Origin of the sequence: Pelagibacterium mangrovi (assembly GCF_036662815.1) — a bacterium.
Taxonomy (GTDB): domain Bacteria; phylum Pseudomonadota; class Alphaproteobacteria; order Rhizobiales; family Devosiaceae; genus Pelagibacterium; species Pelagibacterium mangrovi.
In genome coordinates this window covers 155,510-181,038 of record NZ_JBAFXA010000010.1, presented here as the reverse complement: position 1 = coordinate 181,038, position 25,529 = coordinate 155,510, and the positions used below count along the sequence as shown (strand labels likewise).

At 59.3% G+C, this 25,529-nt stretch carries 29 protein-coding genes and 2 pseudogenes; 12 read left to right on the top strand and 19 right to left on the bottom strand.

What is annotated here, in order from left to right; genetic code table 11:
* Both V4T21_RS17550 and V4T21_RS17545 read right to left on the bottom strand, forming a co-directional pair.
* Nucleotides 1-204 (bottom strand): glutathione S-transferase N-terminal domain-containing protein (locus V4T21_RS17550; protein ID WP_332719282.1); only part of this gene is annotated, 204 nt, incomplete at its 3' end.
* 401 nt (nt 205-605) lie between these two features.
* On the bottom strand, nt 606-1,181 hold the full coding sequence (locus V4T21_RS17545) for a TetR/AcrR family transcriptional regulator (protein ID WP_332719280.1): 576 nt from the start codon (nt 1,179-1,181) through the stop codon (nt 606-608).
* Between the two features lie 96 nt (nt 1,182-1,277).
* Between V4T21_RS17545 and V4T21_RS17540 the strand changes: the two genes are divergently transcribed.
* The 3 genes from V4T21_RS17540 to V4T21_RS17530 are packed head-to-tail and all read left to right on the top strand — an operon-like array spanning nt 1,278 to nt 4,613.
* Nucleotides 1,278-2,267: an HlyD family secretion protein gene (locus V4T21_RS17540; protein WP_332719279.1), complete on the top strand. Its 990-nt coding sequence runs from the start codon at nt 1,278-1,280 to the stop codon at nt 2,265-2,267.
* Nucleotides 2,254-3,459 (top strand): ABC transporter permease, encoded by a 1,206-nt coding sequence (locus V4T21_RS17535; protein ID WP_332719277.1) that lies wholly within the window; start codon nt 2,254-2,256, stop codon nt 3,457-3,459. The genes V4T21_RS17540 and V4T21_RS17535 overlap by 14 nt, the downstream gene beginning before the upstream one ends.
* Nucleotides 3,456-4,613, top strand: coding sequence for an ABC transporter permease (locus V4T21_RS17530; protein WP_332719275.1), 1,158 nt, complete (start codon nt 3,456-3,458; stop codon nt 4,611-4,613). The genes V4T21_RS17535 and V4T21_RS17530 overlap by 4 nt, the downstream gene beginning before the upstream one ends.
* 8 nt (nt 4,614-4,621) lie before the next feature.
* On the opposite strand, the gene V4T21_RS17525 is transcribed toward V4T21_RS17530, so the two are convergent.
* Both V4T21_RS17525 and V4T21_RS17520 read right to left on the bottom strand, forming a co-directional pair.
* Nucleotides 4,622-5,041 (bottom strand): hypothetical protein, encoded by a 420-nt coding sequence (locus V4T21_RS17525; RefSeq protein WP_332719273.1) that lies wholly within the window; start codon nt 5,039-5,041, stop codon nt 4,622-4,624.
* A 272-nt stretch (nt 5,042-5,313) separates the two neighbouring features.
* Nucleotides 5,314-5,817 carry a tyrosine-type recombinase/integrase gene (locus V4T21_RS17520; protein ID WP_332719292.1) on the bottom strand — a complete coding sequence of 168 codons (504 nt, stop codon included), beginning with the start codon at nt 5,815-5,817 and terminating at the stop codon, nt 5,314-5,316.
* Between V4T21_RS17520 and V4T21_RS17515 the strand changes: the two genes are divergently transcribed.
* The gene (locus V4T21_RS17515; RefSeq protein WP_332719271.1) at nt 5,805-6,404 is read left to right on the top strand and encodes a serine hydrolase; all 600 of its coding nucleotides are present in this window, start codon (nt 5,805-5,807) and stop codon (nt 6,402-6,404) included. The two genes, V4T21_RS17520 and V4T21_RS17515, sit on opposite strands and share 13 nt — an antisense overlap.
* Here the strand turns inward: V4T21_RS17515 and V4T21_RS19225 are convergent.
* A complete protein-coding gene (locus tag V4T21_RS19225) occupies nt 6,388-7,104 on the bottom strand; it encodes an XdhC family protein (RefSeq protein ID WP_440589672.1) in 717 nt (238 codons plus the stop codon). The two genes, V4T21_RS17515 and V4T21_RS19225, sit on opposite strands and share 17 nt — an antisense overlap.
* Between V4T21_RS19225 and V4T21_RS17510 the strand changes: the two genes are divergently transcribed.
* Nucleotides 7,003-7,287, top strand: coding sequence for a hypothetical protein (locus V4T21_RS17510; protein ID WP_332719269.1), 285 nt, complete (start codon nt 7,003-7,005; stop codon nt 7,285-7,287). The two genes, V4T21_RS19225 and V4T21_RS17510, sit on opposite strands and share 102 nt — an antisense overlap.
* Here V4T21_RS17510 and V4T21_RS19220 read toward each other — a convergent pair.
* A complete protein-coding gene (locus tag V4T21_RS19220) occupies nt 7,245-7,526 on the bottom strand; it encodes an XdhC family protein (protein WP_440589671.1) in 282 nt (93 codons plus the stop codon). The genes V4T21_RS17510 and V4T21_RS19220 overlap by 43 nt on opposite strands.
* Nucleotides 7,527-8,034: 508 nt before the next feature.
* Here V4T21_RS19220 and V4T21_RS17505 point away from each other — a divergent pair.
* Nucleotides 8,035-9,537 carry an inorganic phosphate transporter gene (locus tag V4T21_RS17505; RefSeq protein WP_332719267.1) on the top strand — a complete coding sequence of 501 codons (1,503 nt, stop codon included), beginning with the start codon at nt 8,035-8,037 and terminating at the stop codon, nt 9,535-9,537.
* Between the two features lie 2 nt (nt 9,538-9,539).
* On the opposite strand, the gene V4T21_RS17500 is transcribed toward V4T21_RS17505, so the two are convergent.
* Both V4T21_RS17500 and V4T21_RS17495 read right to left on the bottom strand, forming a co-directional pair.
* Nucleotides 9,540-9,944 (bottom strand): NUDIX hydrolase, encoded by a 405-nt coding sequence (locus V4T21_RS17500; RefSeq protein ID WP_332719265.1) that lies wholly within the window; start codon nt 9,942-9,944, stop codon nt 9,540-9,542.
* 459 nt (nt 9,945-10,403) lie between these two features.
* Nucleotides 10,404-10,523, bottom strand: a pseudogene (locus V4T21_RS17495) (glyoxalase); the annotation flags it as partial.
* 417 nt (nt 10,524-10,940) lie between these two features.
* On the opposite strand from V4T21_RS17495, the gene V4T21_RS17490 reads away from it, so the two are divergent.
* On the top strand, nt 10,941-11,567 hold the full coding sequence (locus tag V4T21_RS17490) for a hypothetical protein (RefSeq protein ID WP_332719263.1): 627 nt from the start codon (nt 10,941-10,943) through the stop codon (nt 11,565-11,567).
* Nucleotides 11,568-11,707: 140 nt separating this feature from the next.
* Nucleotides 11,708-12,196, top strand: a complete 489-nt coding sequence (locus tag V4T21_RS17485) for a YciE/YciF ferroxidase family protein (protein ID WP_332719261.1) — start codon at nt 11,708-11,710, stop codon at nt 12,194-12,196.
* A gap of 54 nt (nt 12,197-12,250) precedes the next feature.
* On the opposite strand, the gene V4T21_RS17480 is transcribed toward V4T21_RS17485, so the two are convergent.
* Both V4T21_RS17480 and V4T21_RS17475 read right to left on the bottom strand, forming a co-directional pair.
* Nucleotides 12,251-12,868, bottom strand: a complete 618-nt coding sequence (locus tag V4T21_RS17480; protein ID WP_332719259.1) for an exopolysaccharide biosynthesis protein — start codon at nt 12,866-12,868, stop codon at nt 12,251-12,253.
* A gap of 101 nt (nt 12,869-12,969) precedes the next feature.
* Nucleotides 12,970-13,122 (bottom strand): hypothetical protein, encoded by a 153-nt coding sequence (locus V4T21_RS17475; protein ID WP_332719257.1) that lies wholly within the window; start codon nt 13,120-13,122, stop codon nt 12,970-12,972.
* 85 nt (nt 13,123-13,207) lie between these two features.
* Here V4T21_RS17475 and V4T21_RS17470 point away from each other — a divergent pair, with 85 nt between their 5' ends.
* Nucleotides 13,208-13,513 (top strand): hypothetical protein, encoded by a 306-nt coding sequence (locus tag V4T21_RS17470; RefSeq protein WP_332719255.1) that lies wholly within the window; start codon nt 13,208-13,210, stop codon nt 13,511-13,513.
* A gap of 284 nt (nt 13,514-13,797) precedes the next feature.
* Here the strand turns inward: V4T21_RS17470 and V4T21_RS17465 are convergent, their stop codons facing one another.
* Nucleotides 13,798-14,265: a GreA/GreB family elongation factor gene (locus V4T21_RS17465; protein ID WP_332719253.1), complete on the bottom strand. Its 468-nt coding sequence runs from the start codon at nt 14,263-14,265 to the stop codon at nt 13,798-13,800.
* A gap of 160 nt (nt 14,266-14,425) precedes the next feature.
* Here V4T21_RS17465 and V4T21_RS17460 point away from each other — a divergent pair, with 160 nt between their 5' ends.
* On the top strand, nt 14,426-14,584 hold the full coding sequence (locus V4T21_RS17460) for a hypothetical protein (RefSeq protein WP_332719251.1): 159 nt from the start codon (nt 14,426-14,428) through the stop codon (nt 14,582-14,584).
* Nucleotide 14,585: 1 nt separating this feature from the next.
* Here the strand turns inward: V4T21_RS17460 and V4T21_RS17455 are convergent.
* Nucleotides 14,586-15,547, bottom strand: a pseudogene (locus V4T21_RS17455) (IS3 family transposase); the annotation flags it as partial.
* A gap of 156 nt (nt 15,548-15,703) precedes the next feature.
* Here V4T21_RS17455 and istA point away from each other — a divergent pair.
* Entirely contained in the window at nt 15,704-17,230 is a 1,527-nt protein-coding gene (istA, locus tag V4T21_RS17450) for an IS21 family transposase (RefSeq protein WP_332719249.1), read from the top strand.
* Entirely contained in the window at nt 17,220-18,011 is a 792-nt protein-coding gene (istB, locus tag V4T21_RS17445; RefSeq protein WP_332719247.1) for an IS21-like element helper ATPase IstB, read from the top strand. The genes istA and istB overlap by 11 nt, the downstream gene beginning before the upstream one ends.
* 113 nt (nt 18,012-18,124) lie before the next feature.
* Here istB and V4T21_RS17440 read toward each other — a convergent pair whose 3' ends face one another.
* The 7 genes from V4T21_RS17440 to V4T21_RS17410 form a co-directional block, all read right to left on the bottom strand.
* Nucleotides 18,125-19,159 (bottom strand): LacI family DNA-binding transcriptional regulator, encoded by a 1,035-nt coding sequence (locus V4T21_RS17440; RefSeq protein ID WP_332719245.1) that lies wholly within the window; start codon nt 19,157-19,159, stop codon nt 18,125-18,127.
* Nucleotides 19,160-19,190: 31 nt separating this feature from the next.
* A complete protein-coding gene (locus tag V4T21_RS17435) occupies nt 19,191-19,436 on the bottom strand; it encodes a hypothetical protein (protein ID WP_332719243.1) in 246 nt (81 codons plus the stop codon).
* A 55-nt stretch (nt 19,437-19,491) separates the two neighbouring features.
* Entirely contained in the window at nt 19,492-20,652 is a 1,161-nt protein-coding gene (locus V4T21_RS17430; protein WP_189427474.1) for a M24 family metallopeptidase, read from the bottom strand.
* Nucleotides 20,653-20,695: 43 nt separating this feature from the next.
* Nucleotides 20,696-21,661 carry a substrate-binding domain-containing protein gene (locus V4T21_RS17425; protein WP_332719237.1) on the bottom strand — a complete coding sequence of 322 codons (966 nt, stop codon included), beginning with the start codon at nt 21,659-21,661 and terminating at the stop codon, nt 20,696-20,698.
* A 173-nt stretch (nt 21,662-21,834) separates the two neighbouring features.
* Nucleotides 21,835-22,785 (bottom strand): ABC transporter permease, encoded by a 951-nt coding sequence (locus tag V4T21_RS17420; RefSeq protein WP_332719235.1) that lies wholly within the window; start codon nt 22,783-22,785, stop codon nt 21,835-21,837.
* Complete coding sequence (locus V4T21_RS17415; protein WP_332719233.1) at nt 22,785-24,287, bottom strand: sugar ABC transporter ATP-binding protein; 1,503 nt, start codon at nt 24,285-24,287, stop codon at nt 22,785-22,787. The genes V4T21_RS17420 and V4T21_RS17415 overlap by 1 nt, the downstream gene beginning before the upstream one ends.
* Entirely contained in the window at nt 24,284-25,282 is a 999-nt protein-coding gene (locus V4T21_RS17410) for an ABC transporter permease (protein WP_332719231.1), read from the bottom strand. Before V4T21_RS17410 ends, V4T21_RS17415 begins: the two co-directional genes overlap by 4 nt.
* Between the last annotated feature and the right edge of the window lie 247 nt (nt 25,283-25,529).

Genomic DNA, 25,529 nt, shown 5'->3' with positions numbered 1-25,529 from the left:
ATCTTGAGATGCGCGACCTCTGAAACACGCAGACCCGCGCCATAAGCGACCCCCATCCGTGACGAAGGATGGCGCCTTCACGACCGGATTGACGGCAGCAAACGCATCGAAAGTCGAAAACACCGACAGGGGCTCATGTTCGAATTCGATGTTCTGAATTTTCATCGAGATTGCGACGCGCCGCACATAGGGTGAATCCAGCATTCCAATCAGCCTCATCCGGCAACTAGCCACACGGCCCCGTTGCTGGAGGACATCGATCTGCGCCGCTGTAACGTCGGCGGAGCGCGTCAGAAACAAGCTTCACGAGCGTCTGCGCAAAAGCCGCGATCAGAGGCTATAGCGTAGCCGTAGTTTTCTACTTCCTCGGCCTCGGCGCGCATGGCGAACCAGCACCTGATCGGGCGCTTCGACCTGATCCTCACCGAGGTGATGGACCGCCTTTAGCGTGACCAGGAGGACATCGCCGGTATCTTGGCAACGCCGCGCCAATGCCTTGCTGGTTCATCGGTTTGGTCGATAATTGTGTCGTTGTTCTAGGGTGCCTGAACGCCTGATAGCGCAGGGGGCAGCCAATACCGGGTTCTGAAGCAGTGCCAGCTCATTCAGATCAAAGCGCGCATAAATGCGCTGATCAACTCTTCAGCCTGAACATCCTTTGGAGTTCGCCCCTGAAGAGCGAAGCCGGACCATAGGGCGGAGAACCCTAGCGACATCAGCACCGAGGACACTCGTGTTTCCAGTCCGTATTCTTCGCGAAATCTCTCGATCGCCCGTACGATAAGATCGTGCTGAAGGGCACGAAACCGGTCGTAGATCTTGCCGAACTCGATATCCCGGAGAGCGTGAACCTGGAATTCGAGCATCACGAGAGTCGCGGCATTATCGTTCTGCATGGTTTGCAGCCAGACGCCCAGCCTCTTTATGATGGCCTCCAACGGTCCCTCTCCGAGCAGAATGGACTCCATCCGGTCAAGGCGCTGGCGCATCTGCCTTTCCATTACGGCTTCGAGAAGGACGGCACGCGTGGCGAAATTGGAATAGAACGCGCCCTGCGTGTAGCCCGCCCGTTCCGTGATGCGACGGATGGAGGCTCCGGAAATACCGTTCTCAAAAATTTCCGCATTCGCCGACGCGATCAGCGCCTCTCGCGTCATGCGTCTTCGGTCGGCATGTCTCATTGCGCTGTTCCTGCTCACAGATCGTCGGCTTTATATATCACTTGAAATACACATATCAATTGATATACATCATGGCAGATCAGGGATACCGCCGTCATGAAATCGAAAATCGCTCCTATTGTCGTCGTCGCCGCCCTTGCCGGTGTTGCAGCCATATCCATCTGGGTGTCGCTGACGCCCTCCCCCGTTCTCGTTCAGGGTGAGGTGGAAGCCACGCGTGTGGACATCGCGCCGAAAATCGCGGGCCAGATCGCGGTGGTTCACGTCAGCGAAGGTGAACGCGTTGACGCGGGCGCGCTTCTGGTCGAACTCCAAAGCCCGCAACTCATGGCCGGCCTCGTCTCCGCTGAAGCCGCCGCCGGGGTTGCGCACGCTGATCGAGATCGCATCAACAGCACACGGCCCGAGGCAATCGCCGCGCGCCGGGCAGAACTCGAAAAGGCTGAGGCAGACCTCTTGCTTGCGCAGCAAAGCTATGACCGCGTATCGGTTTTGACCGAGCGTGCGGCGGCCTCACAGCAACAACTGGACAGCGCCGATAACTCCCTTTCGGCCGCGCAAGCAGCGGTCGCCGTCGCCGAGGCCAACCTCAGGCTGGCGATCGAGGGAGCAAGCCCTGAGGAACGTGCGGTTGCCGATGCGCAAGTTCAACAGGCTGAAGCCTCTCTCGACCAGATTCGTACGGATGTGGCGGAATTGACGGTGAGTGCCCCGATAGCCGGAGAAATCGTGAGCCGGGTCGCCGAGGTCGGCGCGCTTGCGGCCGCAGGGGCGCCACTTCTGTCCATCGTTGATCTGGACGATATCTGGTTCGCGTTCAATCTGCGTGAAGATTTCCTAGACGGGTTGCAGGTTGGTGACGTGCTGCTGGTCGACGTTCCCGCAGCCGGTCGGAATGACGTCGAGGTCCGGATCACTTCGATCAGTGCATTGGGCGCATACGCAAACTGGCGGGCAACGCGGGCAACGGGGGATTTCGACCTACGCACCTTCCAGATCCGTGCCCGGCCTGCCGAACCCATCGAAGGCCTGCGCCCTGGCATGAGCGCCATCATCGACTGGCAGGCCGGTCATGTCAGCCGTTAGGATGGAGGTGCAGCCCGGGTTCATGATAGTCGCGCGACGTGAGGTGCGCCGCATCGCCCGCCGTCCCGCACTGTCCTTTTTCGTCCTGTTGTTTCCGCTCTTGATCTTTGTCACGCTCGCCTCGATTTTCCGCGCGGGCGTGGTGACCGACCTGCCAGTGGCGGTGCTCGACCTCGATCGCAGCACCCTTTCACGCCAGATCGTGCAGGCCGTGGATGCGGCGCCCGAGGTCGCCATCGCCCATCGCCCTCTCCATCTTTCCGAGGCGCGCCATCTCGTTCTGAGCGGGCAGGCCTATGGAGTCGTGCTGGTGCCCGCAGAATTCGAGCGCGATGTCCGGGCCGGCCGGCGCCCAGAGGTGGTGCTGTTCTACAACAACCAGTTCATGACCCCCGGTAGCGCCGTGGCACGCAGCGTGCAGACGGCGCTCGGCAATGTGAACGCCGGCATCGCGGTCTCGATGCGCATCGCGCAAGGCGAAGCCAGCCATCACGCCATAGAGGCGGTCAATCCCATTCCGGTGCAGCAGAGCCCGCTCTTTAATCCCACGCTCGACTACGTGCATTTCCTGCTTGCCGCTCTGATGCCCGCTGCGCTGCAAATTTTCATCTGTGCGGCGACCGCCTATGCGATCGCGCTCGAACGGATGCGGCCAGGCGGGCTGAAAGACTTCGCGCAACTCGGTGGCGGCATGCTTCCCGCGATGCTCGGCAAGCTGTTGCCCTACACCGTCATCTTCGCAACCGTTCTTGCCGCTGGCGACGCATTGCTGCTCTTTGTTAACGGCATGCCCTTCAGTGGCAGCATGCCGATCTATCTGGCCGGTAGCCTACTGTTCATCATCGCCTACCAGATGATCGGCGTTATTTTCGGTCTTGCCGCGTCCTCGGTTTCGCTGGCGCTCGGCGCGGCCGGCATCTTCACCGCGCCGGCCTTCGGGTTCATCGGTGTCAGCTTCCCGCGTCTCGCCATGCACGGCTTCGCGACGTTCTGGAGCACTCTTCTGCCGCTCACCTGGTACATGGATCTTCGCATCGATCAGATGCTGCGCGGCGTGCCGGTTGATATCTCGCTTGCATCTCTGGAAGTTCTGGGATGGTGGACACTGGCCTATGCGGTTCTCGCGGGCATGCTGCTTATCGTCCGGCGCCCCCGGGCGACCTTACGAGAGGCGAAGGAGGTCGCGTCGTGAGCGTTTGGCTCAGAGAGTTCCGGTGCGCCTTTGCGGCGATATTCAAGGACCGGGCCGCCTTTTCGGTCATGGTGCTTGCGATCATCATTTATGGCTTGCTGTATCCCCAGCCCTATCTGGGCGAGGTGGTACGCGAAGTGCCGGTCGTCGCGATCGATCAGGACAATTCCGCTACCTCCCGGGAGTTTTTGCGCCGTATCGGAGCCTACGATACAGTTCAGATCGTCGGTTCTGTTCCCGATATGGTGGCCGCGCGACGCTCGCTTCAGGAGCGGCAGGCTTTCGCAATTGTCGTCGTTCCGAAGCTCTTCGAGCGTGACCTCCTGGCCGGACGCAGCGCGCCCATCGCCGCCTATGGCGATGCCAGCTACTTCCTGCTCTACAACTCGACCATGACCGCCATCACCTCGGCCGCACGCGAGATAGGCGCGGAAATCGCCGCCGGTCGCATGGTGCAGCAGGGCATGGGCACCCGGGCGGCGGCTAGCATCCAGCCCATGACGGTAACGGCGGTCCCGCTTTTCAATCCCGAGGGCGGATATGCCAGCTATGTCGTACCCGCCTCGGTTGTCCTGATTCTGCAACAGACGCTTCTCATGGGGGTCGCTCTTCTAAATGCCGGCACGGCAAACGTCCGCTACACGTCACGGCCTTTCACCGTTCTCACCGCCCGGGTCACCGCCTACAGCCTGCTTTATGCCGTTTGGATGCTGGCCTATCTGGTCTTGTTACCGGTCATTCTTGGCGTGCCGCGCATCGGCAGTCTGCTCGATCTCCTTGTCGTCGGCATCCCCTTCATTCTCTCAACGATCTGCCTGGGCCTCCTCATTGCGAGCATCCTGCCGGTCCGCGAATGGGCGGTATTGGCGATGATGGCGATCGGGATGCCCCTGTTCTTTCTGTCCGGCGTCGCCTGGCCTGTCGAGATGCTGCCCCAATGGATGCAACGGGTTGCGCTGGCCGCGCCCAGCACCTCGGCTATTCCCGGCATGGTCCGCGTCAATCAGATGGGCGCGTCCTGGCACGATGTCATGACTCTGGTCACGACGCTCTGGCTCCTCACTGCCGGCTACGCGGTCGCTCTCGCCGGCCTGCACTTCCGCTCCGCTCGGAGAAGACGCAGGTCGGCGCGTGAGGCTGTCGCCGAAATATAGGCCGGGGACTATTCCGCCCAGCCCTTGCTGCCGATCCAGCGCAAGGCCGAGATGGACGGCATAAACATATACTCACCGCCGCGCAGCCGGTTGAATGTCGTCACGCCGTCGACGCGGCGGCGGACCGGGCTGGCGGGTATGGTGAACCTGCCAGGCTCGTCATGCAGTCCCACGATCGGATCACGCTCGACGCCAAGGTCGATGAAGTTGCCCCGGTTGATCCATTCGTGCTGGAGAAACTCGATCGTGTCGTAAGCGCGCGCGCTGATGAATATGAAGAACAGTCCGCGCTCGTCGGGCTTGTCGTCGGTCGCGGTCACATCCGCTGTCCATTTCGGCCCGAAGGTCGAGGAGCGGCGAATGATCCGGTGAATGTTCTCGTCCGTGAGGATGCTCAGGTCGCTGCCTCGCGGATTCATTCGGCGCATATGGCTACTTCGACATCCTCGCCATCAAGTAACGCGATGTGACAGGAACAAGAGGCGCCTGGTGCAACGCATCAGGCGCTTTGCCGAACGAATTTAGATTCACCGTGAAGCGGTCGTTCGAGTAACTGCAGCGAATTAGCGCTTTGTCCACATAGCTGCATTCAGGGGCTGGTCGCGGGAACGGCAGGTTCCCACCCCCGTTGCAGCCCCTGTGAGCTAGTGGCCATCCTTGCGAAGCGGTCATCCATTGTGAGCGAATGACCGCTCCTTGTTCAGATTTCGGTCCGTTCAGCCAGTAGCAGCGCATCCTCGATGTCTACACCGAGATACCGCACCGTGTTCTCGATCTTGGTATGTCCCAACAGAATCTGGATGGCGCGCAGGTTACCGGTCGCCTTGTAGATCATGGCCGCTTTCGTTCTTCGAAGAGAATGCGTTCCGTAGTCTGATGATCGAAGACCGATGGCTGTGACCCACTCATCGACCAGACGGGCATACTGTCGCGTGCTCATATGGTGATCGTGATCGACGCGGCTTGGAAACGCATAATCACCGACACTGCCCGCTCGCCTCTCAAGCCAGTTGAGAAGGCTGGCTCTTACATCGCTGGTGAGTTCGAATTGGACAGGACGCCCGGTCTTCTGCTGAACCACCGTTGACCGGGTTCGAATTTCCGGCCCCGCGACCAAGTCACCGGTCTTGATCTTGACCAGATCGCATCCGCGGAGCTTGCTGTCGATCGCGAGATCTGGCAGCACGCGCGTTGGACGACGAATTTTCCAAACTGCTGGAAGAAAAGATCTTGGCGGGTTTGGACCTAGATCACACGTTCGTTCGGGTGCCGGAAAGCCACATTGCCTCGTACGCCTGGGGCTATGACGCCAACAATCAACCCATCCGGGTCAATCCCGGCCCTTTTGACGACGAGGCTTATGGGGTGAAGTCCAGCGCCGAGGATATGATCGCCTTTGTGGATGCAAACATCCATCCCGAAGTGCTTGATCCGGATTTGCAGCATGCCATCGAAGCCACGCACGTAGGCTACTTCAAGGTTGGCCCTATGACCCAGGGCCTGGGGTGGGAGCAGATGCCATATCCGCTGACGGCGGAGGAACTTCTGGCGGGCAATTCCAGAACTATGGCGATGGAGCCCAACCCAGCTGCGGCATTGGCAGCAGATGAGGGAGCGTCAGGAGCCACCCTCTTTGGCAAGACCGGGTCAACTAACGGTTTTGGCGCGTACGTGGCCTTTGTTCCAGAGGAAGCTATCGGCGTCGTTATGCTCGCTAACAAGAACGTGTTCATGCCAGCACGGATTAATGCCGTGCACACGGTGCTTGAAGCACTCACTGCCATGGATTGACCTTGACGCTGTGAGTGATTTGCCCCGCCGGCCATCCGGCTGGGGCCGGTGACGCATTCCGTGAGGCGTCTGCTTTCCGAGGTGTCTGCCGGAAAGCAGACCGTCCGTTTGCCACCCCATTTGAGACATGGTCCATAAATGGGCGGAGGAACCGGCCGGCTTTTCCTATACTTCCGCTGACCCCCCCATTGGGGCCGATCTCTCCGTTCCCAAAGAGCAGACATACTAGGCTGGTCCCAATAGCTTCAGCGCTTGGTAGGCTAGCTGTCGGTTGATGCCGAATTTCCCGCCACCCATGCGCCGGAACAGGGCGCGTGCCAGCAGTTTGAATGGCCCGACCAGATGGATACACCGCCAAAAGCTTTTCGCGGCGCTGGCGATGGGTCTTGGGACTGCCCAGAGCGCCGATATAAAAGCCATCAGCGGCCAACGCCTTCTGGAGAACGCGAAGCTCCCAATCATGATCGTGGAAAAGGAGAACCGTTGCCGTCCAGCGGTCGATGGGCAGCGCCCAGTTCTGCTCAGGGCTCGTCAGGGCGAGAGTGGGAATGCGCAGGGATGCCAGGATAGCCAGGCTTTCGGACGAAGGGCTGGCAACATGCAGATCGAGTCCGGCCGCATGGGCCGTTCGCGCCGTCGCCTCGAGTTCCTGGCCACGGCCGATCAGAAGCGCTCGGGTTCGAGGGGCAAAGCGGCGCATAAAAGCGCCGTCATGCCATCCGGTCATCGCGCCGGCCTCCAGCGTGATCCCCGTCTGGCCATTGGGGTGCTGCACGAGGGCGAACGAGCGCCGCTCTGCGATAAGCCCAAGCGCCTGCTCAAGAACGGACGGCTCGGGCGCTACATGGACCAGAACCTCGCCTGCCCTCCACACGGAAACTGAATGTCTATGGCCTTCGCGCCGCGACCAAACCGCAATATGGCATCGCGACCGCCAGCAATGACGCCCGTGACTTCGGCGGCGATCGCCGGTTCGACACAGCCGCCCGATATCTGTCCCTCGAACCTTCCGTCGGCCAGCACCGCCATCTGGGTTCCCACCGGCCGCGGAGCACCACCCTCGATGCCGACGATGGTGACCAGGGCGCGGGGATGCCGCGACGCATGTGATCGAGCAACCAGGCGAGTGGCGCTTCCTCAATATCGGCGAGCCCTGTCGAATGGAACGGCGCGGACGGCAGTTCGAGCGATGCAGTCACAGATTTCCTCCCCTGTGCTCATCGAATTAGTAAATGCATCGAGGGGATCGTCAAGGCGGGTATTGATCGGCCAGCCTGCGGGGTTGGGGCGTTCTCAGACGGCTCTATGGATGTTGTAGGTCAGCCATCCGACGCCAGGCACAGCGATATCGAGTCGATGCAGCCCGAGAAATGCTGCGCCCTCCGATAGTCCGCTGGAACGTTCGGAGAACTGGATAACCGAACAGATTAAACATTGAGTCTGACACCTCTCCTCCATCACATTTTCGCAAACCGAGCGCCGCAATTCAGAACGCTTTTTGATCGCCCTGGGGTATCGCAATCTTTCAATCTGCAAATTATGACGAAACTGTCATACTTGATGTGGTCAAGCCCTCCCCCCTTCGCTATGGCAGGAGAAACTTTATCTTTCTAAGAGGGCAGCACTGCGCATGGCGAAAGCAGCGATCGACAAAGATCTCAAGCGCGTCCGACAGCTTAAGCAAGCGACCGACGAAAGCGCCCGCGCCATAGTTGCTCCCGGCTTGGCATTGCTTTTTCTCTTGGCGGCATTGCTTTGGGCCATCTTTGCGGCCACCAGCGGGCCGCTGAGTTATCTCGTCGTCATCGCGACGGTGATCGCCGCTTATATGGCACTCAACATCGGTGCGAACGACGTTGCCAACAATATGGGCCCCGCAGTGGGGGCCAAAGCGCTGACCATGGGCGGTGCGCTGGCGATAGCCGCCATCTGTGAAGCGGCCGGCGCGCTCCTGGCCGGCGGCGATGTCGTTGCGACCATCTCGAGCGACATAATCGTTCCAGGCGCCCATATCGACAGCGACACCTTCATCATGGTGATGATGGCCGCGCTGCTTTCCTCGGCGCTGTGGGTCAATCTTGCCACGATTATCGGAGCACCGGTCTCGACCACTCATTCCGTCGTTGGGGGCGTCGTTGGCGCGGGTGTCGCCGCCGCAGGCTTTTCGGCGGTCGTCTGGCCGACCATCGGAACCATAGCCGCAAGTTGGGTGATCTCCCCTGTACTGGGGGGCGTCCTCGCCGCTGTTCTGCTGGTCGTGGTCAACGCCACCATCTTGAGTCAGAAGGAAAAGGTGTTCTCGGCCCGTATATGGGTCCCGGCCTTTGTGGGCGTGATGATCGGCATCTTTGCCATGTACATGGCGATGAAGGGCCTTGCCCGCGTCTGGAGTCCAGAGCCCCACATCGTGCTGCTGCTCGGGCTCGTCGCCGGTGGGCTCGGCTGGCTTCTGGCACAGCCCTGGGTCAGATCCCGCACCCGCACGATGGAAAATTCCAACAAGCAGGTGGGAACACTGTTCCGTCTGCCACTGATCTTTGCAACGGCGCTCCTGTCCTTTGCGCATGGCGCCAATGATGTCGCCAACGCCGTAGGCCCGCTCGCGGCGATTGTTGCCACTGTTCAGGAAGGCGTCGCCAGCGACAATGTAGAGCTGCCGCTTTGGGTGCTCGCCATTGGTGCGCTGGGCCTTGCTTTAGGGCTGGCGCTGTTTGGGCCGCGCCTTATCCGCACGGTTGGTGAAAGCATTACCAAGCTCAACGAAATCCGGGGCTATTGCGTCGCACTATCAGCAGCAACCACGGTGCTGGTCGCCTCTGCGCTGGGCCTGCCGGTATCTTCAACTCACATCGCCGTCGGCGCGATCTTTGGGGTTGGCTTCCTGCGGGAGCAATTTTCCAACAAAGGTATTCGAAACAAGGCGGTAAGCCCGGAGGGCGTGTTCCTGCGTACCGACCATCTCAACCGGACGCCCGGTGAGGCGATTGCAAACTTCCAGAAGCGGCAAAAACGCTACCTCGTGCGCCGCCGGCATGCGTTCTCGATCGCGGCGGCTTGGATCATCACGGTTCCTGTCGCCGCACTCCTGGCCGGAGTAATCTATTGGGGAATGGTCCTGTTGTTCGGCATCTGAGCTTATTGGGTTCGAAACGCTGTCCGTGTCTTGGGCGAAACCTCTGAACGACTCGTTTCGCGCTGAGCTAACAACAGCGCAACATCGGCAAGCCCGTCATGAGTGATCAGTCGTTTAGCCTCGGCGAGCACCGCCCAATGACGGTAACGTTGCCCCATTTCCTTCCAGTCGTCGCGCTGGCGCGTGACCAGCATCGGGAACATCTTCACCTCGACTGGTTGGGGACGTTCGTCGGTGATGGGAAGGAAATACGACCCGATCGGGCTCTCTTCGATTTCACCTTCGACCCCAGCTTCTTCATAGGCTTCATGCGCTGCGCTCTCCCAAGGAGTCTTCCCCGTCATCAATCCGCCCTTGGGAAATATCCACTTTCCCCGCCCGCGCGACGTGATGAGTAAAAACACCATCTGTCCGTCAACGATTGTATAGGGAACGGCTCCGTATTGCGGTCCAGCCGGGTCGAGAGGTAGCCGGGGGAATAGCATCCTGAGAAAGCGAATAGGCACGAATCAACGCTCCAGTGACAGTCATTGCTGAATGAACAAGATTCAGTTGGCGCTAACGACGTTAACATCGCCTGCTCGATCGCGTCCCGGCGCCTAACAGAGGCAATTATTGCCAACTTGCCGATTTTACACGCTCTAAATGGCCGCCGTCCCACTTCAGCGCCCAAAAGCGAGTGGGCAGAAAACCACCCCATGCCGGCCATCCCGCGGGGGATCCCCATCACAAGCGCAACGGCGCAATCGGGGCCGAGAGCTGCAGTCCGGGCTCGGCGAGGAATTGGGGAAAGCCGACATCGGGCATTCGCCCCCCATTCAGACATCTGCTGAGGCTGCAAGGGTGCCCGCAACCCGCCGCTTGCGTCAGACGTGACAGAGGATGTTGACCAGCTTTCCAAAAGGATCGCGCACAAAAAAGCGCTCGACACCCCAAGGCTCCGTTACGGGGCCATATTCAGCTTGATACCCAGCATCGACCAATCGAGCCTGCTTGGCCAACGATGACGACTATGTCAACTTCAAGCGATTTTGCACAGTCCCTGTAACCTCCAGTCTATCGGAGCTTCAATACGATTCGCCTCGCAGGTGTAGTCCGCGAGGCCAAGGCACCAAGCGATAGCCCAAGGCTGGCACGGCCATCCCCACCATGGCGAGAACTATCGCACCGGTGACCTTCCAGCGCTTGATCCCATTAATTGTGGGCATGACTTCATTTGTCGGCTTGGCGTCGAAGGCATCCAACCGGTCGCCAACAGCTGACACCAACCTTGGCGAATACGGCGAGCCCAAAGTGCTGTTCAGCTTGGAGCCGGTGCCCAATATGGAATGAGGTGCCCTCCGGGCAACCTTGTTGGCCTCGATGCGTTGGGCCAAGCTCCTGCAACGTAATGAATGCCAGTCATGCTCGAATGGTTTGCCGCCAACAGCGAAATGCTCAATCTCGTCGCGAACTGGGCAATGGTGATAATCTGGATCGCCTACCTACAGATATTCCTGCGCAGCTTTCGACGCCAAACATTACCCAAAATTGTCATCAACCGCGCGGCGGGAAGCTCTCTCAGAGCCTCGTGCTTTGTGAGCAATATGAGTTCGGACGCGATCTATATCGAAAGCGTTATCGTCAAGATCGTCAACAGCACCGAGACCATCATGTGTCGGATCACCGATTTCGATGCATTTGATGAACACGATGAAAACGCCGATCCCAAGCTCCGCACCTATCAGGGGCCACTCCCGCCCTCCCAATACACTTCGCTCGGCAAATTCGATGATCTCGTTGCGATGGTCGCGCGGCGGAAAGAGATAGACCATGAGCGCCTGAAATCAGCCGGCGACGCAATCACCATCCAAATCACGATTATCGCGGACTATGCGTCCGAGGATCTACTGATCGGCGCCAAACGCTCTTTTCGAGCCGAGTGGCAACATGACCATTGGAGGTTGGCCGAAGAAAGCCCGGAGACCGAGCAGATTCGTTCGCGAGCCGAACGCAAACGCATTTCCCAAATGCTCGCCACCATAGATTAAAAACTTTTGGCTTTGAGGCTTGGCGGGTGCCTAGCCTGAGCGTTCCCATCAAATGCCAATGCTCGAACACTCTCCGGAACGGTATGTTGCTCGCCTCGTTGAGGACGACGGGACGCCCTTCGCATTCTCTGGAGACTGAAATGGCTGAAAAGACGCTGGAAAACCTGTTCGAAGATACACTCCGCGACATCTATTATGCGGAGCGGCAAATCCTTAAAGCCTTACCCAAGATGGCCAAGGCGGCGAATTCCGCGAAGTTGGCCGCCGGTTTCGAGCAGCATCGCGAAGAAACCGAGACGCATGTGGAACGGCTCGAAAAGGTCTTCGAGATGCTCGACAAGCGTCCGCGCGGCAAGACCTGCGACGCCATCCTCGGCATTATCGAGGAAGGTAAGGAGATTATGGATGAGTACAAGGACGCCATCGCCCTCGATGCGGGGCTCGCTGCTGCCGCGCAGGCCGTCGAGCACTACGAAATAGCTCGTTACGGCACGCTCATCGTGTGGGCAAATCAATTGGGCATGGCCGATGCTGCACGGCTTCTCGAACAAACCCTTGACGAAGAAAAAGCCACCGACGAGAAACTATCGCGGCTCGCTGAAGCGGAAGTTAATCCGAAGGCCGCCTGATCTTCGCACCCTACCCCCGGCTATGCGCCGGGGGTTGTCCGCGCACCGTAACGGTCAAGAAAGGATGGCCCAGGCCGCCAACAGCATACCAAGGACCATCCCCGACCAAGCCAATGCAAGGAAGCCGTCCTTGACCGTTATGGCGAGCGCATAAACGAAAATAATGCTCGCTGCCCAGGTTGAGGTAAATGGGATCAGCTCCAAGACCGGCATGATAGCGCCGACCAGAACGCAGACAAGCGCGCCGATCCGTCCGAACAACGGCCCTGCTGTTGCTTCGGCGCGAGGCTTGACGAGCTTGTCCACCGTCTCCCCGACGGGTGTCAGAAAGCGCAGGAGCGTTTTACCGTGCTTGGCCGGAATGCAACGCTTTGTCAGCCATTGTGGGAGCCATAAACGGTCGCGGCCCAAGGCCACCTGCCCCGCTACCAGAATTGTGCTAACCCCGACTACCGAGGGGAGGCCCGGTATAATACTCAGCGGCGAAATCACTATCAGGGCCGGCAGCAGGAGTATTGGACCGGCGGCGCGGGTGCCTGCAATCTCCTGTACAAGCCCTATAGAGACTTCTTCCCCATTCTCGGTACGATCTTTCAACTCGTCGACTAGTTTGGCCAAGGGCCCATCGGAGTTGTCGGCACGGTCGCCACTAGATCGAACAGCATCGGACATTGAATCACTTTCCGGGCACCGCGCCCACGACGCAAAACGATCGTTTGAGATAAAAGGTTCAGGGGAAGCGCCGGCGTTATCTCCCTGCGGTTGGTCTGGTTCTACCGCTCATGAGCGGTTTTGAGGTTTACGACCGTTGGATAGGCGTCGATGCCCTCCAGATCGAGGACGAACTTGCCATCCACCTCCTTGTATTCGGCGTGCAGCACCTCCGGAACGTCGTCCAGAGTGTCAAGAATAGTCTTGAGTGCCATCGGCCGTCTCCTTGGGTTTTTGATCACGTCGTGAACTGAAACGCGCTATTGCGGGTTGTTGTTTGCATCTAAGGGAGGTGAAAGCATGCAGATCGTAGAAGTCTTCTTGCCGCTCGATACCGGGAGCGGCATCGCAATCGATGCGGAAGTCATCGAAGGTATCGTGGGCGGCTTGGCTGACCGGTTCGGCGGCGCAACCGCGTTCACTCGCGCGCCGGCCGATGGGCTTTGGAAGCAAGGCTCCACCATGGAAAAGGATCGCATCCTCATCATCGAAGTGATGGTGAGCGACCTGGATCAGGCATGGTGGAAAGACTATCGCAACAAGCTCGAACGGGAGTTCGAGCAAGAAGAGGTTTTGATCCGCGTCACTGAATGCCGGACCATCTAGATTGCGGACATGAAAAAGCCGCCCCGAGGCGGCGAAATATGCGCGAAGTGAACCTTGATTTCCGAGGCCGACGATTCCAAGCGATACCTATCCCCTGATCTCCATCGCCGTTTCAGCTCTTGTTCTTTGGCTTGTGTTCTTGCTGTTCCGGAAGCTATTCGGCCTCGTGCTGCTCGCGGCAATCGTTATTTGTGCGTGGTTGCTCTGGAGCAATCCAGGAATGATCCAGACGATAGCGGACACGTTCAGGAGCCAGTTCGGCTAAAGGTCCGACTAGCCGTGAGCTAGATCGGCCTCACAGCCAATATCTCGATTTCGTGGATGCGTCCCCCTGCTTCAAATTCGACGCTCTCACCAGGACCACTGTCCTCGATCGCCCTGGCAAGTGGCGAGGTCCATGAGATATAGCCCTCCTTCGGGTCAGCCTCGTCTTCTCCGACAATGCGGATCGTCTGCCGCCTTGCATTGCGCTCGATGGTGACCTCCATGCCAAAGCCCACTGTATCGTCGTCCGGCTCTCGCTCGATGAGTTCCATCGACGCGCGGCGGCTTTCCCAATACCGAAGCTCGGGTTGGAGCAACTCGCCATCCGCATCCGACGACGCGTTGAACAAATCCATAAGGCGATCCACCTCGGCTTCGATAAGTGCAGCACCCCGTCTAGTCACGTAGTTTGGGGCACTGCTTATCGCCCGCTCAGGTGCGGGTATCTCCGGAAGATCATCGGTCTCCTTGACGAATGCGCGGCTCATAATGCCCTCCTAGGAACATATCCGTCCAAGGTAGGCATTCAGAGCCAAATTATCCAATCACTTAGCAGAGCCCGGTAGCAAGCCGGTTTCGGCCGGATACGTCTTGCCCTTGGCAAGAGCCCGGGAGAAGCTCTCATGACGTTGGTTTGGGAGGATGGGCATGAGCGGATTTGCCGATAAAGAGCAGGCTGACTGGCTGGAGGAACGCGGAAATGAAAGCCGACTCCGGGCTGGAGCTCAGAAGCGTGCAATGGAACCAAAATCGGACACGGAGTGCATTATGAGCTACTCCCCAATCGCTGGACAGATTTCGGCGTAATTTAAGCTACTCGTTGCACCTGCTGGTCGAGTTGGTTTTGCTCAATGCGCTGCCAATAGATCACGGCAGGCGGTTTGCCGCCAAGGGCGGAATGGGGGCGTCGATGATTGTAGAATTCCATCCAGTCGCGGACGCCGGCGCGAGCCTGTGATCCGGTCTCCCAAGCGTGCAGATAGACGCATTCATATTTGAGGGTGCGCCAGAGCCGCTCGACGAAGATGTTGTCGAGAAACCGGCCCTTGCCATCCATGGAGATGCGCACTCCCATTCGCCGCAACCGATCGGTCCAGGCAAAGGACGTGAACTGGCTGCCCTGGTCGGTGTTCATGATCTCGGGCGGACCGAACTTGTGGACCGCCTCGTTCAACGCCTCGATGCAGAAGTCGGCCTCCAGGGTGTTTGAGATGCGCCATGCCAGCACCTTGCGGGTGTGCCAGTCCATAATGGCCACCAGATAGAGAAAGCCTCGGCGCATCGGCAGATAGGTGATATCCGCGGCCCAAGCCTGGCTCGGACGATCCACCCTCAACCCCTTCAGAAGATAGGGCCAGATCTTGTGCCCTTTGGCCGGTCTTGAGGTATTGGGCTTCTGGTAGATCGGCATCAGACCCATGAGCCGCATCAGCCGACGCACGCGCTTCTCGTTCACCAGGTGACCTTCATTGCGCAGGTGCCAGGTCATCTGTCGCACCCCGAAGAAGGGCGTCTCCAGGAATTGCTCGTCGATCCTGCGCATCAGGGCAAGGTTGATCTCGGTCTCGCCTTTCGGCGTGTAGTAGAACGAGGAACGCGACAGCGACAACAGCGCGCACTGTTTGCCAATCGAGAGAACGGGGTGATCAGGTTCAATCATCCCCCGTCTCACTTCCCGCCCCAGGGCTTGAGCTTTTTGGACAAAAAATCGTTGGCGACAGCCAGCTCTCCGATCTTGGCGTGCAGATCCTTGACCTGTTCATCGTCAATCTCAGGCTTTTTGCGCCCGCCACGCTCGAACACACCCGATGCCTGTTGATTTCCACTGAGAAGTGACCCGGTTTTGGGGGGTATTTTCACTGAGAACTGACCCATGTTTGAACGCTATCCTGCTCGTTTCGGGCGGGAGTTTATGGAGTGTTGGACATGGCGTTTTTGAGCGTTATCCGGCGCTGGCATTTCCGAGACGGCCTATCGATCCGGGAGATTGCACGGCGCACGGGTTTGTCCCGGAATACCATCCGCAAATACCTCAGGGCTGAGGCTGTCGAGCCGAAGTTTCGTGTTCCCGATCGACCGAGCAAGATCGATCTTTTCGCCGAGAAGCTTTCCGCTTGGCTGCGGTCTGAGAGCCGCAAGCCGCGCAAACAGAAGCGCACCATCAAGCAGATCCACGCTGATCTCGTGGCTTTGGGCTTCGATGGCTCTTACGGCCGTGTGGCAGCCTTTGCCCGCCGTTGGAAAGAGGAGCGCCTGCACGAACAGAACACGACCGGAAGGGGCGTGTTCGTTCCTCTGGCCTTTGATCCCGGAGAGGCCTTCCAGTTCGACTGGAGCGAGGACTGGGCGCAGATTGGAGGGGAGCGCATCAAGCTTCAGGTGGCCCACACCAAGCTCTGCTACAGCCGAGCCTTTGTCGTGAGAGCCTATGTGCTCCAGACCCACGAGATGCTGTTTGATGCCCATAACCAAGCCTTCAGGGCCTTGGGCGGCGTTCCGCGTCGGGGGATCTACGACAATATGCGAAGTGCGGTCGACAAGGTCGAGCGCGGCAAGGTGCGTCAGGTCAATGCCCGGTTCTCGGCCATGGCTAGCCACTTTTTGTTCGAGCCCGAGTTCTGCAATCCCGCAGCCGGCTGGGAAAAGGGAATGGTGGAAAAGAACGTGCAGGATGTTCGTCACCGGCTCTTCCAACCCCTGCCGCGTGCAAACTCGCTCAATGAGTTGAACCTCTGGCTCGAGCAGCGCTGCGTGGCCCTATGGGAAGAGATGGCTCATGGCACCGAACCGGGAACGGTTGCCGATGCATGGAGGGTTGAAGCCCAATATCTGATGGCCGTGCCGCGGGCCTTCGATGGGTTTGTTGAGCACACCAAGCGCGTCTCGCCCACCTGCCTGGTTCACCTCGAGCGCGTGCGCTATAGCGTACCCGCCTCGTTTGCCAACAGACCCGTCAGCGTCAGGGTCTATCCAGACCGCATCGTTGTTGTCGCCGAAGGGCAAATTGTTTGCGAGCACACGCGGATCATCGAGCGGCATCATGGGGCCGGGCAAACTGTTTATGATTGGCGTCATTACCTGGCCGTGATCCAGCGCAAGCCCGGTGCATTGCGCAATGGTGCACCCTTTGCCGAACTGCCGGCAGCGTTCCGTCACCTCCAGACCCATCTTTTGGGCAAACCCGGTGGTGATCGGGAGATGGTCGAGATTCTGGCCCTCGTTCTTCATCATGATGAACAGGCAGTGCTCGCAGCTGTCGAGATGGCGCTCGACGCCGGGGTGCCCACAAAGACCCATATTCTCAATCTGCTGCACAGGCTCATCGATGCCAAACCGGGAACCGTTCCTCCGGTCCAGGCGCCGCAGGCGCTTGCCCTGAGCAAGGAGCCGCAGGCCAATGTCGAACGCTACGACACCCTTCGCACTGATCGGGAGGTGCGCCATGCGTCATGATCCGGCAAGTGCAGCTCTGGTCATCATGCTCAAGAGCCTCAAAATGGCAGGCATGGCTCAGGCGGTCAGTGAATTCACCGAGCAGGGTTCTCCAGCCTTTGAGGCGGCTGTGCCCATCCTCTCGCAATTGCTCAAGGCTGAGATGGCCGAACGCGAGACGAAGTCGATTGCCTATCAGCTCAAGGTCGCCCGCTTTCCCACCTATAAGGATCTCTCGGGCTTTGAGTTTACCAGCAGCGAGGTCAATGAAACTCTGGTGCGTCAGCTCCATATCGGCGCCTTCATCGAGAAAGCCGACAACGTCGTCCTCCTGGGTGGTCCGGGAACAGGCAAGACCCACATCGCAACGGCCCTGGGCATTCAAGCCATCGAGCATCATCGCAAACGGGTGCGCTTCTTCTCAACCGTTGAGCTGGTCAATGCGCTCGAACAGGAAAAAGCCCAGGGCAAGGCCGGTCAGATCGCCAACAGGCTCATTCATTCCGACCTGGTCATTCTCGATGAGCTCGGATACCTGCCGTTCAGCGCGTCTGGAGGCGCCTTGCTCTTCCATCTGCTCTCAAGGCTTTACGAGCGCACCAGCGTCATCATCACCACCAATCTGAGCTTTGCCGAATGGGCCAGCGTGTTCGGGGATCCCAAAATGACAACGGCATTGCTCGACAGGCTCACCCATCATTGCCACATCCTCGAAACCGGCAATGACAGCTTCCGGTTCAAAAACAGCTCGGCGAAAACCGACAAAACCAAAAAGGAGAAAACACCGAACTTGACCACGTGACCGAACCCAAATCATATCAATGAAGCGGGTCAATTCTCGGTGAAAAAACCGGGTCTCTTCTCAATGGAAATCAACAGCCAGACCCTGGTCGATTGAAGAACAGCGTGTTCCAACTACTCTGCCCACCCCGTTTTGCCATAACTGTGGCTGGCGCGCTCCCGAAAGATCGGGATGAGCGAGCGGGCGATAGTGGTTGTTTCGCCTCTGATGACGGAAATCAGTTCTTCAGCAAGCGCCTGGCCGATCTCGAAGAAGCGGTTATCCAAGGTCGTGAGCGCGGGATAGACCACCGTGGCCAGATCGCTGTCGTCATAACCGATAACGGCGATATCCCTTGGCACGGACACGCCTTTTTCCCGCAGGAAGTTCATCGCACCGGCGGCCATATAGTCATTGGTGCAGAACACGGCTTCCGGCAGCTTGCCGCTTTTGAATATCCTGGCCATGGCGTCGTATCCGCCCGAAATCGTATAGTCGCTGTAAGACTTTGCGACGATCGTCCCACCCAGGTCGAGCAGAGCGTCCGACAGACCACGCTCGCGCTCTATGGCGCAGAGGTGTGACTGTGGGCCGTTGATCAGCGCTATGCTGCTGGCGCCGACCCCGACGAGTTCCTGCCCCACCATCTGCCCCCCCTCGTAGTCGCCGAGGTCGACGTAATTGCTATCTTCTGCATTGCGGCTCGGGCGCAACATCACATGGGGGTACCTGGCCCGGTGCAGCGCGCTGAGAAATGAATAGTCACGGGCGAACTGGGGAACGATGATAATGCCGTCGGCCGATCGATCGCCGACAACTTGATCGAAATATTCCGTGACGTCAGGCGCATCATGAGATTTCGTGGTGTAGCGTACGCCAAAACCATTGGCCTCGGCGACTTCGGAGACACCCAACATCAAGTAATAGAACAAGGCCGTGCGCCGGACGATGTCCGGGTGGCCATCAATGGTCATGATCACCATTTCGATGACGTTGCTCTTTCCCGTCATCAGCATCCGTCCGGCCTTGCTCGGGACGTAATTGAGCTGCTTTGCGGCAGCGAGAACTCTTTCGCGCGACGCCTTGCCGACCGGTCCGTTGTTTATGGCGGCGGACGCCGTGGCCATCGATACACCGGCCAATGCAGCAACTTCTTTGAGGGTAGACATTCTCCTGCGTTCTCCATCTCTGAAGTCATAGTCATTCAGAGACATCGTGGAATCGACCTTCCTGCGCAAGCAAGTTCTTGAGCGTGAGCGGGCTCACATCGTCAAAGGTTTGAAAATCGATTCTCACATTGGGCGTGTAGCCGCAGGTATGGCAACGCGTGATGCACCGCAGGACCCGCACGCGGTCGCCCGGGCGCAGTTGGTCGGTCGCCGTGTCGTGCAAGGCCTTCGCCGATTCGAGCAGGCGCAGGTTGGTGCTACAGAAGTCTACGATCATGACATCTTCCACGATGGGGTGGCCGGCCCCTAAAGCGCCGGCCACCCCCGGGTTGTCAGACGCCCCACTGGCACGAGTGGGCGAAGTGAGTGAGGAACTCCGGACCGTCCTTGCGGATGATCACATCGTCCTCGACGCGGCTACCGCCGACGCCCGGGATCTGGACCGTCACTTCGTACGACACGCTCATGTTTTCCTCGAGGATCACATCCGAACCCATGGACGGGATTTCTTCCTCGGGATCCATGCCGGTGCCATGGCCGCATGAGCGGCCCTCGCCATTGCCATGCAGATATCCGCGCTGTTCGAGGACTTCATTGATATACTTGTCCGGTGCGGAGGCTTTGTTGCCGGCCTTGAGGTGCTTTGTGCCGGCCAGCCATGCTTCCAGCGTCACATCGAGCAGTTCCTGCTGCTTGGCGCTGACTTCACCGAAGGCCACGCCACGCGCCATGTCCGATGCGTAACCGTTAAACCGGCAACCGATGTCCACGAGGAGGAGTTCGCCCTTGCGGATAACCTTGTCGCGCGGCCGGGCCAGGAAGTACTTGGCGGAATTCTCGCCAGACTGGACCATCATGTCAAAGGCCTGGCTGTCGGCACCGTTCGAGAACATCGAGGTGTAGCAGATCCGAACGGCTTCACGCTCGGTCATGCCTTCCTTGAGATTGTCGCGCAGGTCCGCAAGCCCACCGTCGGCCAGGCGGCCGGCGATCTTCATAAGGCCAATCTCGGTCTCGGACTTGATCGACTTCAAACGATCCACAATCGTCGTCTTCTCGATGGGGGTCGATTGCAGCGCGTCCTTGATGATCAGGTAGAATTCAAGATCGAGGTACTGGTAGCCAACGATGCCGATCTTGCTAGGCTTCTTGGTCGTTTCGAAGTCGCGCAGCACCTTGCCCAGCTCCTGCCGGGCGCCGCGAACGTCGCCGATCCAGCTCTCGTCCTTGGCGTAAGGGAGCAGGTCGGACCCGGCGAACAGGACCAAATCACCTTCAAGCGGAAGGAAGACGAGCGCCGGGTTGGGATAGACACCGTCGAAGGACCGGTAATTGGCAATCCAGCGAACGTTGACCATGCGGGCAGGATCGCTGAACAGGATCAGGGCATCATACCCCGCCTTTTTCATTTCTTCCCGCGTACGGGCGACGCGATCCTGGTACTCCGAAACCGGAATGTCCTGGAGCACATCGTAGACACCACGTTTAATCATATTTTCCTCTTGTGTATATTGGAGTGGAGACGAGTGCCGTCCCTTAAAAAACCGCTTCCGGGTCGTAGTGCGCGTCGATGTTGTCATCGGTGATCATGGGCACGCGCAGCACGACCCGCTGGGGCACGGCTTCACCGCGTACGGCTGCCACTGCGGTTTCGATGGCCGTGTCCATGCGCCATTCATTGGCGATGGTCATGGCGAACAGATCGCCGCTCTGGATGACCTCGAGCGACTCCTTCTGGCCGTCCATGCCGACCACGAAGACGTCGGTGCGGCCAGCGTCCTCAAGCGCCTGGATCGCGCCCAATGCCATCTCGTCGTTGTAGGCGAACACGGCATCGATATCGGAATTGGCCTGAAGGATGTTGGCCATGACCTGGCGTGCGGGGAGCCGCAGCCACTGTCCGCTCTGGTCGGCGACCGTCACGATGTTGGGCCAATATTGAGCCTGCGCGTTGAACCCTTCGCGACGAAGGATCGAGTTGGTCGATTCCGGAACACCCTGCAGCTGGACGATGTTGCCCTCGCCGCCGAGACGGGCGGCGATGTAGTCGAATGCACGCTCGCCCATCGACACTTCTTCGGTCGAAACGAACGAGACGTAGGGGATGCCTTCTTCTTCGGGCACACCGGAGGCGGCGATGATCAGCGGGATGCCAGCATCGGCGACTTCGCGGTAAGCGGGGTAGATGGCACGCCCGGAGAGGCTGGAGACGATGATCGCGTTGCAGCCCCGAGCGATGAGGCTCTCGATATTGGCGATCTCGCGGGTGGCGTCGCCCTGCGCGTCGGTCACCACGCCGGTGACGCCTTCCATGCCGGCCACGACCTGCTCAAAAGACTCCACCATCGCGACACGGAACGGATGGTTCATCACCACCTGCGAGAAGCACAGCGTGATGTCTCCCTCGGGGACGGTGTTGTATTGGTAGGTTTGCGCATGGACTGCGGTTGTCGTCATGAGCATTGCGGCGACTACGGCAGACATCTTGAACACTTTAGTCATTTCTCACTCCCTAGCGCATCTGGTTGTACGCTCAGACAAAAGGATCCCCGCTGCCCGCCCAACACTGTTGGCAGACTGTCATTCGTCACGGATCAAGTGGGGATGGTTCAGGTCAATAATCGTTGCGTTGATTTGGCTTGGTCTACGGTGATCCTCCTGATCGTTTGTTGACCCTAGGCGACCTTGAGGAACATCGACTTTCGGCGGCTCAGCAGCAGTCCGGCCAGGATGACGATGCTGCCCTGAGCGATCGGCTGATAGAAGGCCGAGAGATTGAGGATGTTCATCAAATTGAGCACCACGGCGAAGATGAGAATGCCGACGAAGGCGCCTGTCATCGTGCCGCGGCCGCCATAGAGACTGACCCCTCCGACCACCACGGCGGAGATCGCGGTCAACTCCATGCCGATGCCGGACCGGGGCTCACCCATTCCCAGCCGCGCGGTGGTCAGAAGGCCCGCAAGGCCGGCAAGGGCTCCGCAGAGCATATAGGTCGCAATCCGCAGACGGTCGGTGCGGATACCCGCAAAGCGCACCGTCTCGCTGCTGGCGCCCATGGCATAGAGATGGCGGCCATAGGGGGTCATGCGCAGAATGACGACGCCGACCAGAAAGGTGAGGACGAAATAGATCGCTGGCAGCGGAATGCCGGACAGACGGGTGCCGGCAATGGCCTCAACGGCGTCCGGTATGGACCGCAGCACCGGCCCGCCGCCTGTGAACAGGAGCGTGATGGCCGTGACAATGCTGGCCATGATGAAGGTGGCGATAAAGGGTTCGAGCTTGCCCTTGGTGACGGCCAGGCCATTGGCCAACCCCACAAGAGCGCCGACCGCCAGGGCCACTATGAGCGAGCCCGGTAGCCCCAGAAACTCGCCATACATGGCCACGACGACGCCAGAGAGCCCCAAGGTCGCGCCGACCGAGAGATCGATTCCGCCATTGCCGGAAATGATGACCAGCGTGAGCCCCAGGCAAACCAGCGCCAATTCGGCATTATACTGCACGAGATTGATGATGTTGTTCCAGGTCAGGAACGATGGCGAGAGAAGTGAAGCGACGACAACCAGAGCCGCCAGGATCAGGATCGGCAGGTTGTTGCGCAATGTGCTGAGACCGTTCATCAGGCCCTCCTTCGCGGCAGGGCCGCAGATACGATCGCGTGTTCGGAGAAATCGGCGCGCTCGATTGTCGCCGTCATCCTGCCACCGGACAGAACGCCGACGCGGTGACAGAGCCCCATGAGTTCGAGCACCTCGGATGAGAGAACGAGGATCGCGACGCCGGCTTCGCTCAGCGATTTGATGACTTCATAGACTTCCATCTTGGCGCTGACATCGATGCCACGCGTCGGCTCCTGGAAGATGGCGAGCCGGAAATCCCGGTTCAGCCATTTACCGATGGCCACCTTCTGCTGGTTGCCGCCGCTCAACCCCTTAACGAGGGCATAGGCATTGTTGGGCTTGACCCGGAGGCGCTGGATATGGGCGTTTGCGGCCTCGAGAGCCGTCTTTTTCTCGAACAGGCCGTTGCTGACGAAACGGCCCAAATTTCCCACGCTGAAATTGTGTAGCAGATCGAGCTCGAGCATCAGGCCTTGCAGCTTGCGATCCTCGGGAACGAGAACGACCCCGGCCTCGATCGCAGCAGTGGGACTGGTCGGCGCGAAGGGAGCACCATCAAGCCTTACAGCGCCGGCAAAACCGGTCTGAATTCCGAACAGAGCATTGACCAGCGCCGTGCGACCGCTGTCGGCGAGCCCGTAGATGCCGAAGATTTCGCCGCGTGCCACCTCGAACGAGGCTCCGTCCAGTCCACGGGCGGGATGGGCGAGATCAGACACCACGAGGCGCGGCTCTCCTTGGGCAGGCGCTGCAATGGTTGGAAAATAGGCCTCCATCTGCCGCCCGATCATCAGCCGCACAAGCCCGTCGGTCTCGGTGTCGGCAACATCAAGCGTTGCGACATGCTGGCCGTCACGCAAGACAGTGACATGATCGCACAGATCGAAGACTTCCTGCATGTGATGCGAGATGTAGATGACGGTGACGCCTTCCTTCTCGTTGAGCTGCTTGAGCACGCGAAACAGGATCTGTTGCTCCGCCTGATTGAGGTTGGCGGTCGGCTCATCCATGATGAGCACCTTCGCGTTGCGGCTTACCGCCCGTCCCATTTCAATCAGCTTGGCCTCGGACGGGCTCAGTGTGGCCATCGGTCGGCCAGGCTCGATCTCGATGCCCAGGCGGTCGAGCAGGTCGCCCGCCTGTTTCATCAATCTAGACCAATCGAGGAATGGACCGATGCGCGGCTCCATGCCCAGATAGATGTTTTCGGCGACCGAGAGGTTGGAAACCTGCTGGCTCTCCTGAAACATCGTGGACACACCCGAAAGCTGTGCTGCCGCGGGGTCCTTGGGTGCAAAATCCTGTCCGAACAGCCGCACGGCACCGCCATCGGGCTGGTGGACACCGGAGAGGATCTTGATGAGGCTGGACTTGCCTGCACCGTTCTCTCCGACGAGAGCATGGACCGATCCCTGCCGGATGGAGAACGAGACGTCCGACAGCGCCTTGGTGATACCGAAGCGCTTGGTCAGCGCCTGAAGCTCAATGGCCGTGGACATCATGATTTACTCCGACGGGATGCGGACAGCAGCAGGGCGCCAAGGATGATCAGCCCAAGGATCAGCGACTGGACGTAGGGGTCGATGCCGGCGAGAACGAGAATGCTGAACAAGACACCAGTGAGGGTCGCACCGAGCAAGGCGCCGATGACAGTGCCCCGCCCACCGGAAAGGCGAGCACCACCGACCACGACGGCCGCGATGGTCGCCAGCTCGGTCCCTGCCCCGCCACTCGAAATCGTGGTCGGCTGGAAGGCGCCTGTGCGCGCCGCCATGATGAAACCGGTGAGCGCCGCAAGGCTGCTGGCCAGCATGAAGACGGTTACCCGGACGCGCGCCACCTTGATACCGGCGTAATGGGCGGCAAGGTCGTTGCTGCCGACGCTGAACAACTGACGTCCGAACGAGGAGCGATGAATAACGACGCTCATGATAATGACGACGAGTGCGGCGATCAGGGTCGGTACCGGAATGCCCACCACCGTGCCCCGTCCCAGATAGGCAAAGGCGTCCGGCACATTGGCGGCGATGCCACGACCGCCGGTCACCAGAAGGCTAAGGCCGTCAAGGATGGTCCATGTTCCGAGGGTCACGATGAACGGCTCGAGCCGCCCCTTTACCACCAGCAATCCGTTGACGAGCCCGACCGCTGCGCCACAGGTCATGACGAGCAGAAAGGCGACCGGGAGAGGAACGCGCTCGACAAGAAGGATCGAAACCATCTGCGCCAGCCGGATCACCGCCCCGATCGAGAGGTCGATTCCTGCCGCCAGCACGGCGAGCAGCTGCCCCAACGCAGGCATCACGTCGAACGACACCTGCCGGGCGACTGAGGTGATGTTGTATTGGCTGAGAAAGACCGGCGAGAGAAACCCACCCACCGCGATAAGCGCGACTATAACGCCGGCCAGCAGAAACTCTTCGGTATGCGCCGAGACGACGCGGCGAAGTGAGCCAGCAGACTTCGTTGCCGCGGGGGCGACGTCAACTTCATGCATGATTTTCCTCCAATCTGAAACGCTTCGCTCCTCCAGTAATTTTGCCTATATTACCGCCAAAAATACAATCTGAAGCGCTTCAGTTTGTCATTAATTACGCCTTCGTCCTTCGGTCGTCAAGATATCTGTTCGTGATTTTTGAGATGGCCGCTTCCGCCACTGCAGGCCGGCCTCGATGGCAGATGCGGGCGCGTCGTCGAGGAAATTTAAGGCCGGAAGAATGAAGCTGCGCCAACGGCTTGGAGCC

Bases quoted from the DNA above. Each gene is read 5' to 3' on its own strand.
- V4T21_RS17540 (WP_332719279.1), top strand. From the start codon at position 1,278: ATGAAATCGAAAATCGCTCCTATTGTCGTCGTCGCCGCCCTTGCCGGT.
- V4T21_RS17440 (WP_332719245.1), bottom strand. From the start codon at position 19,159: ATGTCTACCCTCAAAGAAGTTGCTGCATTGGCCGGTGTATCGATGGCC.
- V4T21_RS17510 (WP_332719269.1), top strand. From the start codon at position 7,003: ATGCAGATCGAGTCCGGCCGCATGGGCCGTTCGCGCCGTCGCCTCGAG.
- V4T21_RS17410 (WP_332719231.1), bottom strand. From the start codon at position 25,282: ATGCATGAAGTTGACGTCGCCCCCGCGGCAACGAAGTCTGCTGGCTCA.
- V4T21_RS19225 (WP_440589672.1), bottom strand. From the start codon at position 7,104: ATGCGCCGCTTTGCCCCTCGAACCCGAGCGCTTCTGATCGGCCGTGGC.
- V4T21_RS17415 (WP_332719233.1), bottom strand. From the start codon at position 24,287: ATGATGTCCACGGCCATTGAGCTTCAGGCGCTGACCAAGCGCTTCGGT.
- V4T21_RS17480 (WP_332719259.1), bottom strand. From the start codon at position 12,868: ATGTCCGATGCTGTTCGATCTAGTGGCGACCGTGCCGACAACTCCGAT.
- istA (WP_332719249.1), top strand. From the start codon at position 15,704: ATGGCGTTTTTGAGCGTTATCCGGCGCTGGCATTTCCGAGACGGCCTA.
- V4T21_RS17425 (WP_332719237.1), bottom strand. From the start codon at position 21,661: ATGACTAAAGTGTTCAAGATGTCTGCCGTAGTCGCCGCAATGCTCATG.
- V4T21_RS17460 (WP_332719251.1), top strand. From the start codon at position 14,426: ATGAGCGGATTTGCCGATAAAGAGCAGGCTGACTGGCTGGAGGAACGC.
- V4T21_RS17435 (WP_332719243.1), bottom strand. From the start codon at position 19,436: ATGATCGTAGACTTCTGTAGCACCAACCTGCGCCTGCTCGAATCGGCG.
- V4T21_RS17485 (WP_332719261.1), top strand. From the start codon at position 11,708: ATGGCTGAAAAGACGCTGGAAAACCTGTTCGAAGATACACTCCGCGAC.
- V4T21_RS17535 (WP_332719277.1), top strand. From the start codon at position 2,254: ATGTCAGCCGTTAGGATGGAGGTGCAGCCCGGGTTCATGATAGTCGCG.
- V4T21_RS17545 (WP_332719280.1), bottom strand. From the start codon at position 1,181: ATGAGACATGCCGACCGAAGACGCATGACGCGAGAGGCGCTGATCGCG.
- V4T21_RS17500 (WP_332719265.1), bottom strand. From the start codon at position 9,944: ATGGTGTTTTTACTCATCACGTCGCGCGGGCGGGGAAAGTGGATATTT.
- istB (WP_332719247.1), top strand. From the start codon at position 17,220: ATGCGTCATGATCCGGCAAGTGCAGCTCTGGTCATCATGCTCAAGAGC.
- V4T21_RS17475 (WP_332719257.1), bottom strand. From the start codon at position 13,122: ATGGCACTCAAGACTATTCTTGACACTCTGGACGACGTTCCGGAGGTG.
- V4T21_RS17525 (WP_332719273.1), bottom strand. From the start codon at position 5,041: ATGCGCCGAATGAATCCGCGAGGCAGCGACCTGAGCATCCTCACGGAC.
- V4T21_RS17465 (WP_332719253.1), bottom strand. From the start codon at position 14,265: ATGAGCCGCGCATTCGTCAAGGAGACCGATGATCTTCCGGAGATACCC.
- V4T21_RS17470 (WP_332719255.1), top strand. From the start codon at position 13,208: ATGCAGATCGTAGAAGTCTTCTTGCCGCTCGATACCGGGAGCGGCATC.
- V4T21_RS17430 (WP_189427474.1), bottom strand. From the start codon at position 20,652: ATGATTAAACGTGGTGTCTACGATGTGCTCCAGGACATTCCGGTTTCG.
- V4T21_RS17490 (WP_332719263.1), top strand. From the start codon at position 10,941: ATGCTCGAATGGTTTGCCGCCAACAGCGAAATGCTCAATCTCGTCGCG.
- V4T21_RS17420 (WP_332719235.1), bottom strand. From the start codon at position 22,785: ATGAACGGTCTCAGCACATTGCGCAACAACCTGCCGATCCTGATCCTG.
- V4T21_RS17505 (WP_332719267.1), top strand. From the start codon at position 8,035: ATGGCGAAAGCAGCGATCGACAAAGATCTCAAGCGCGTCCGACAGCTT.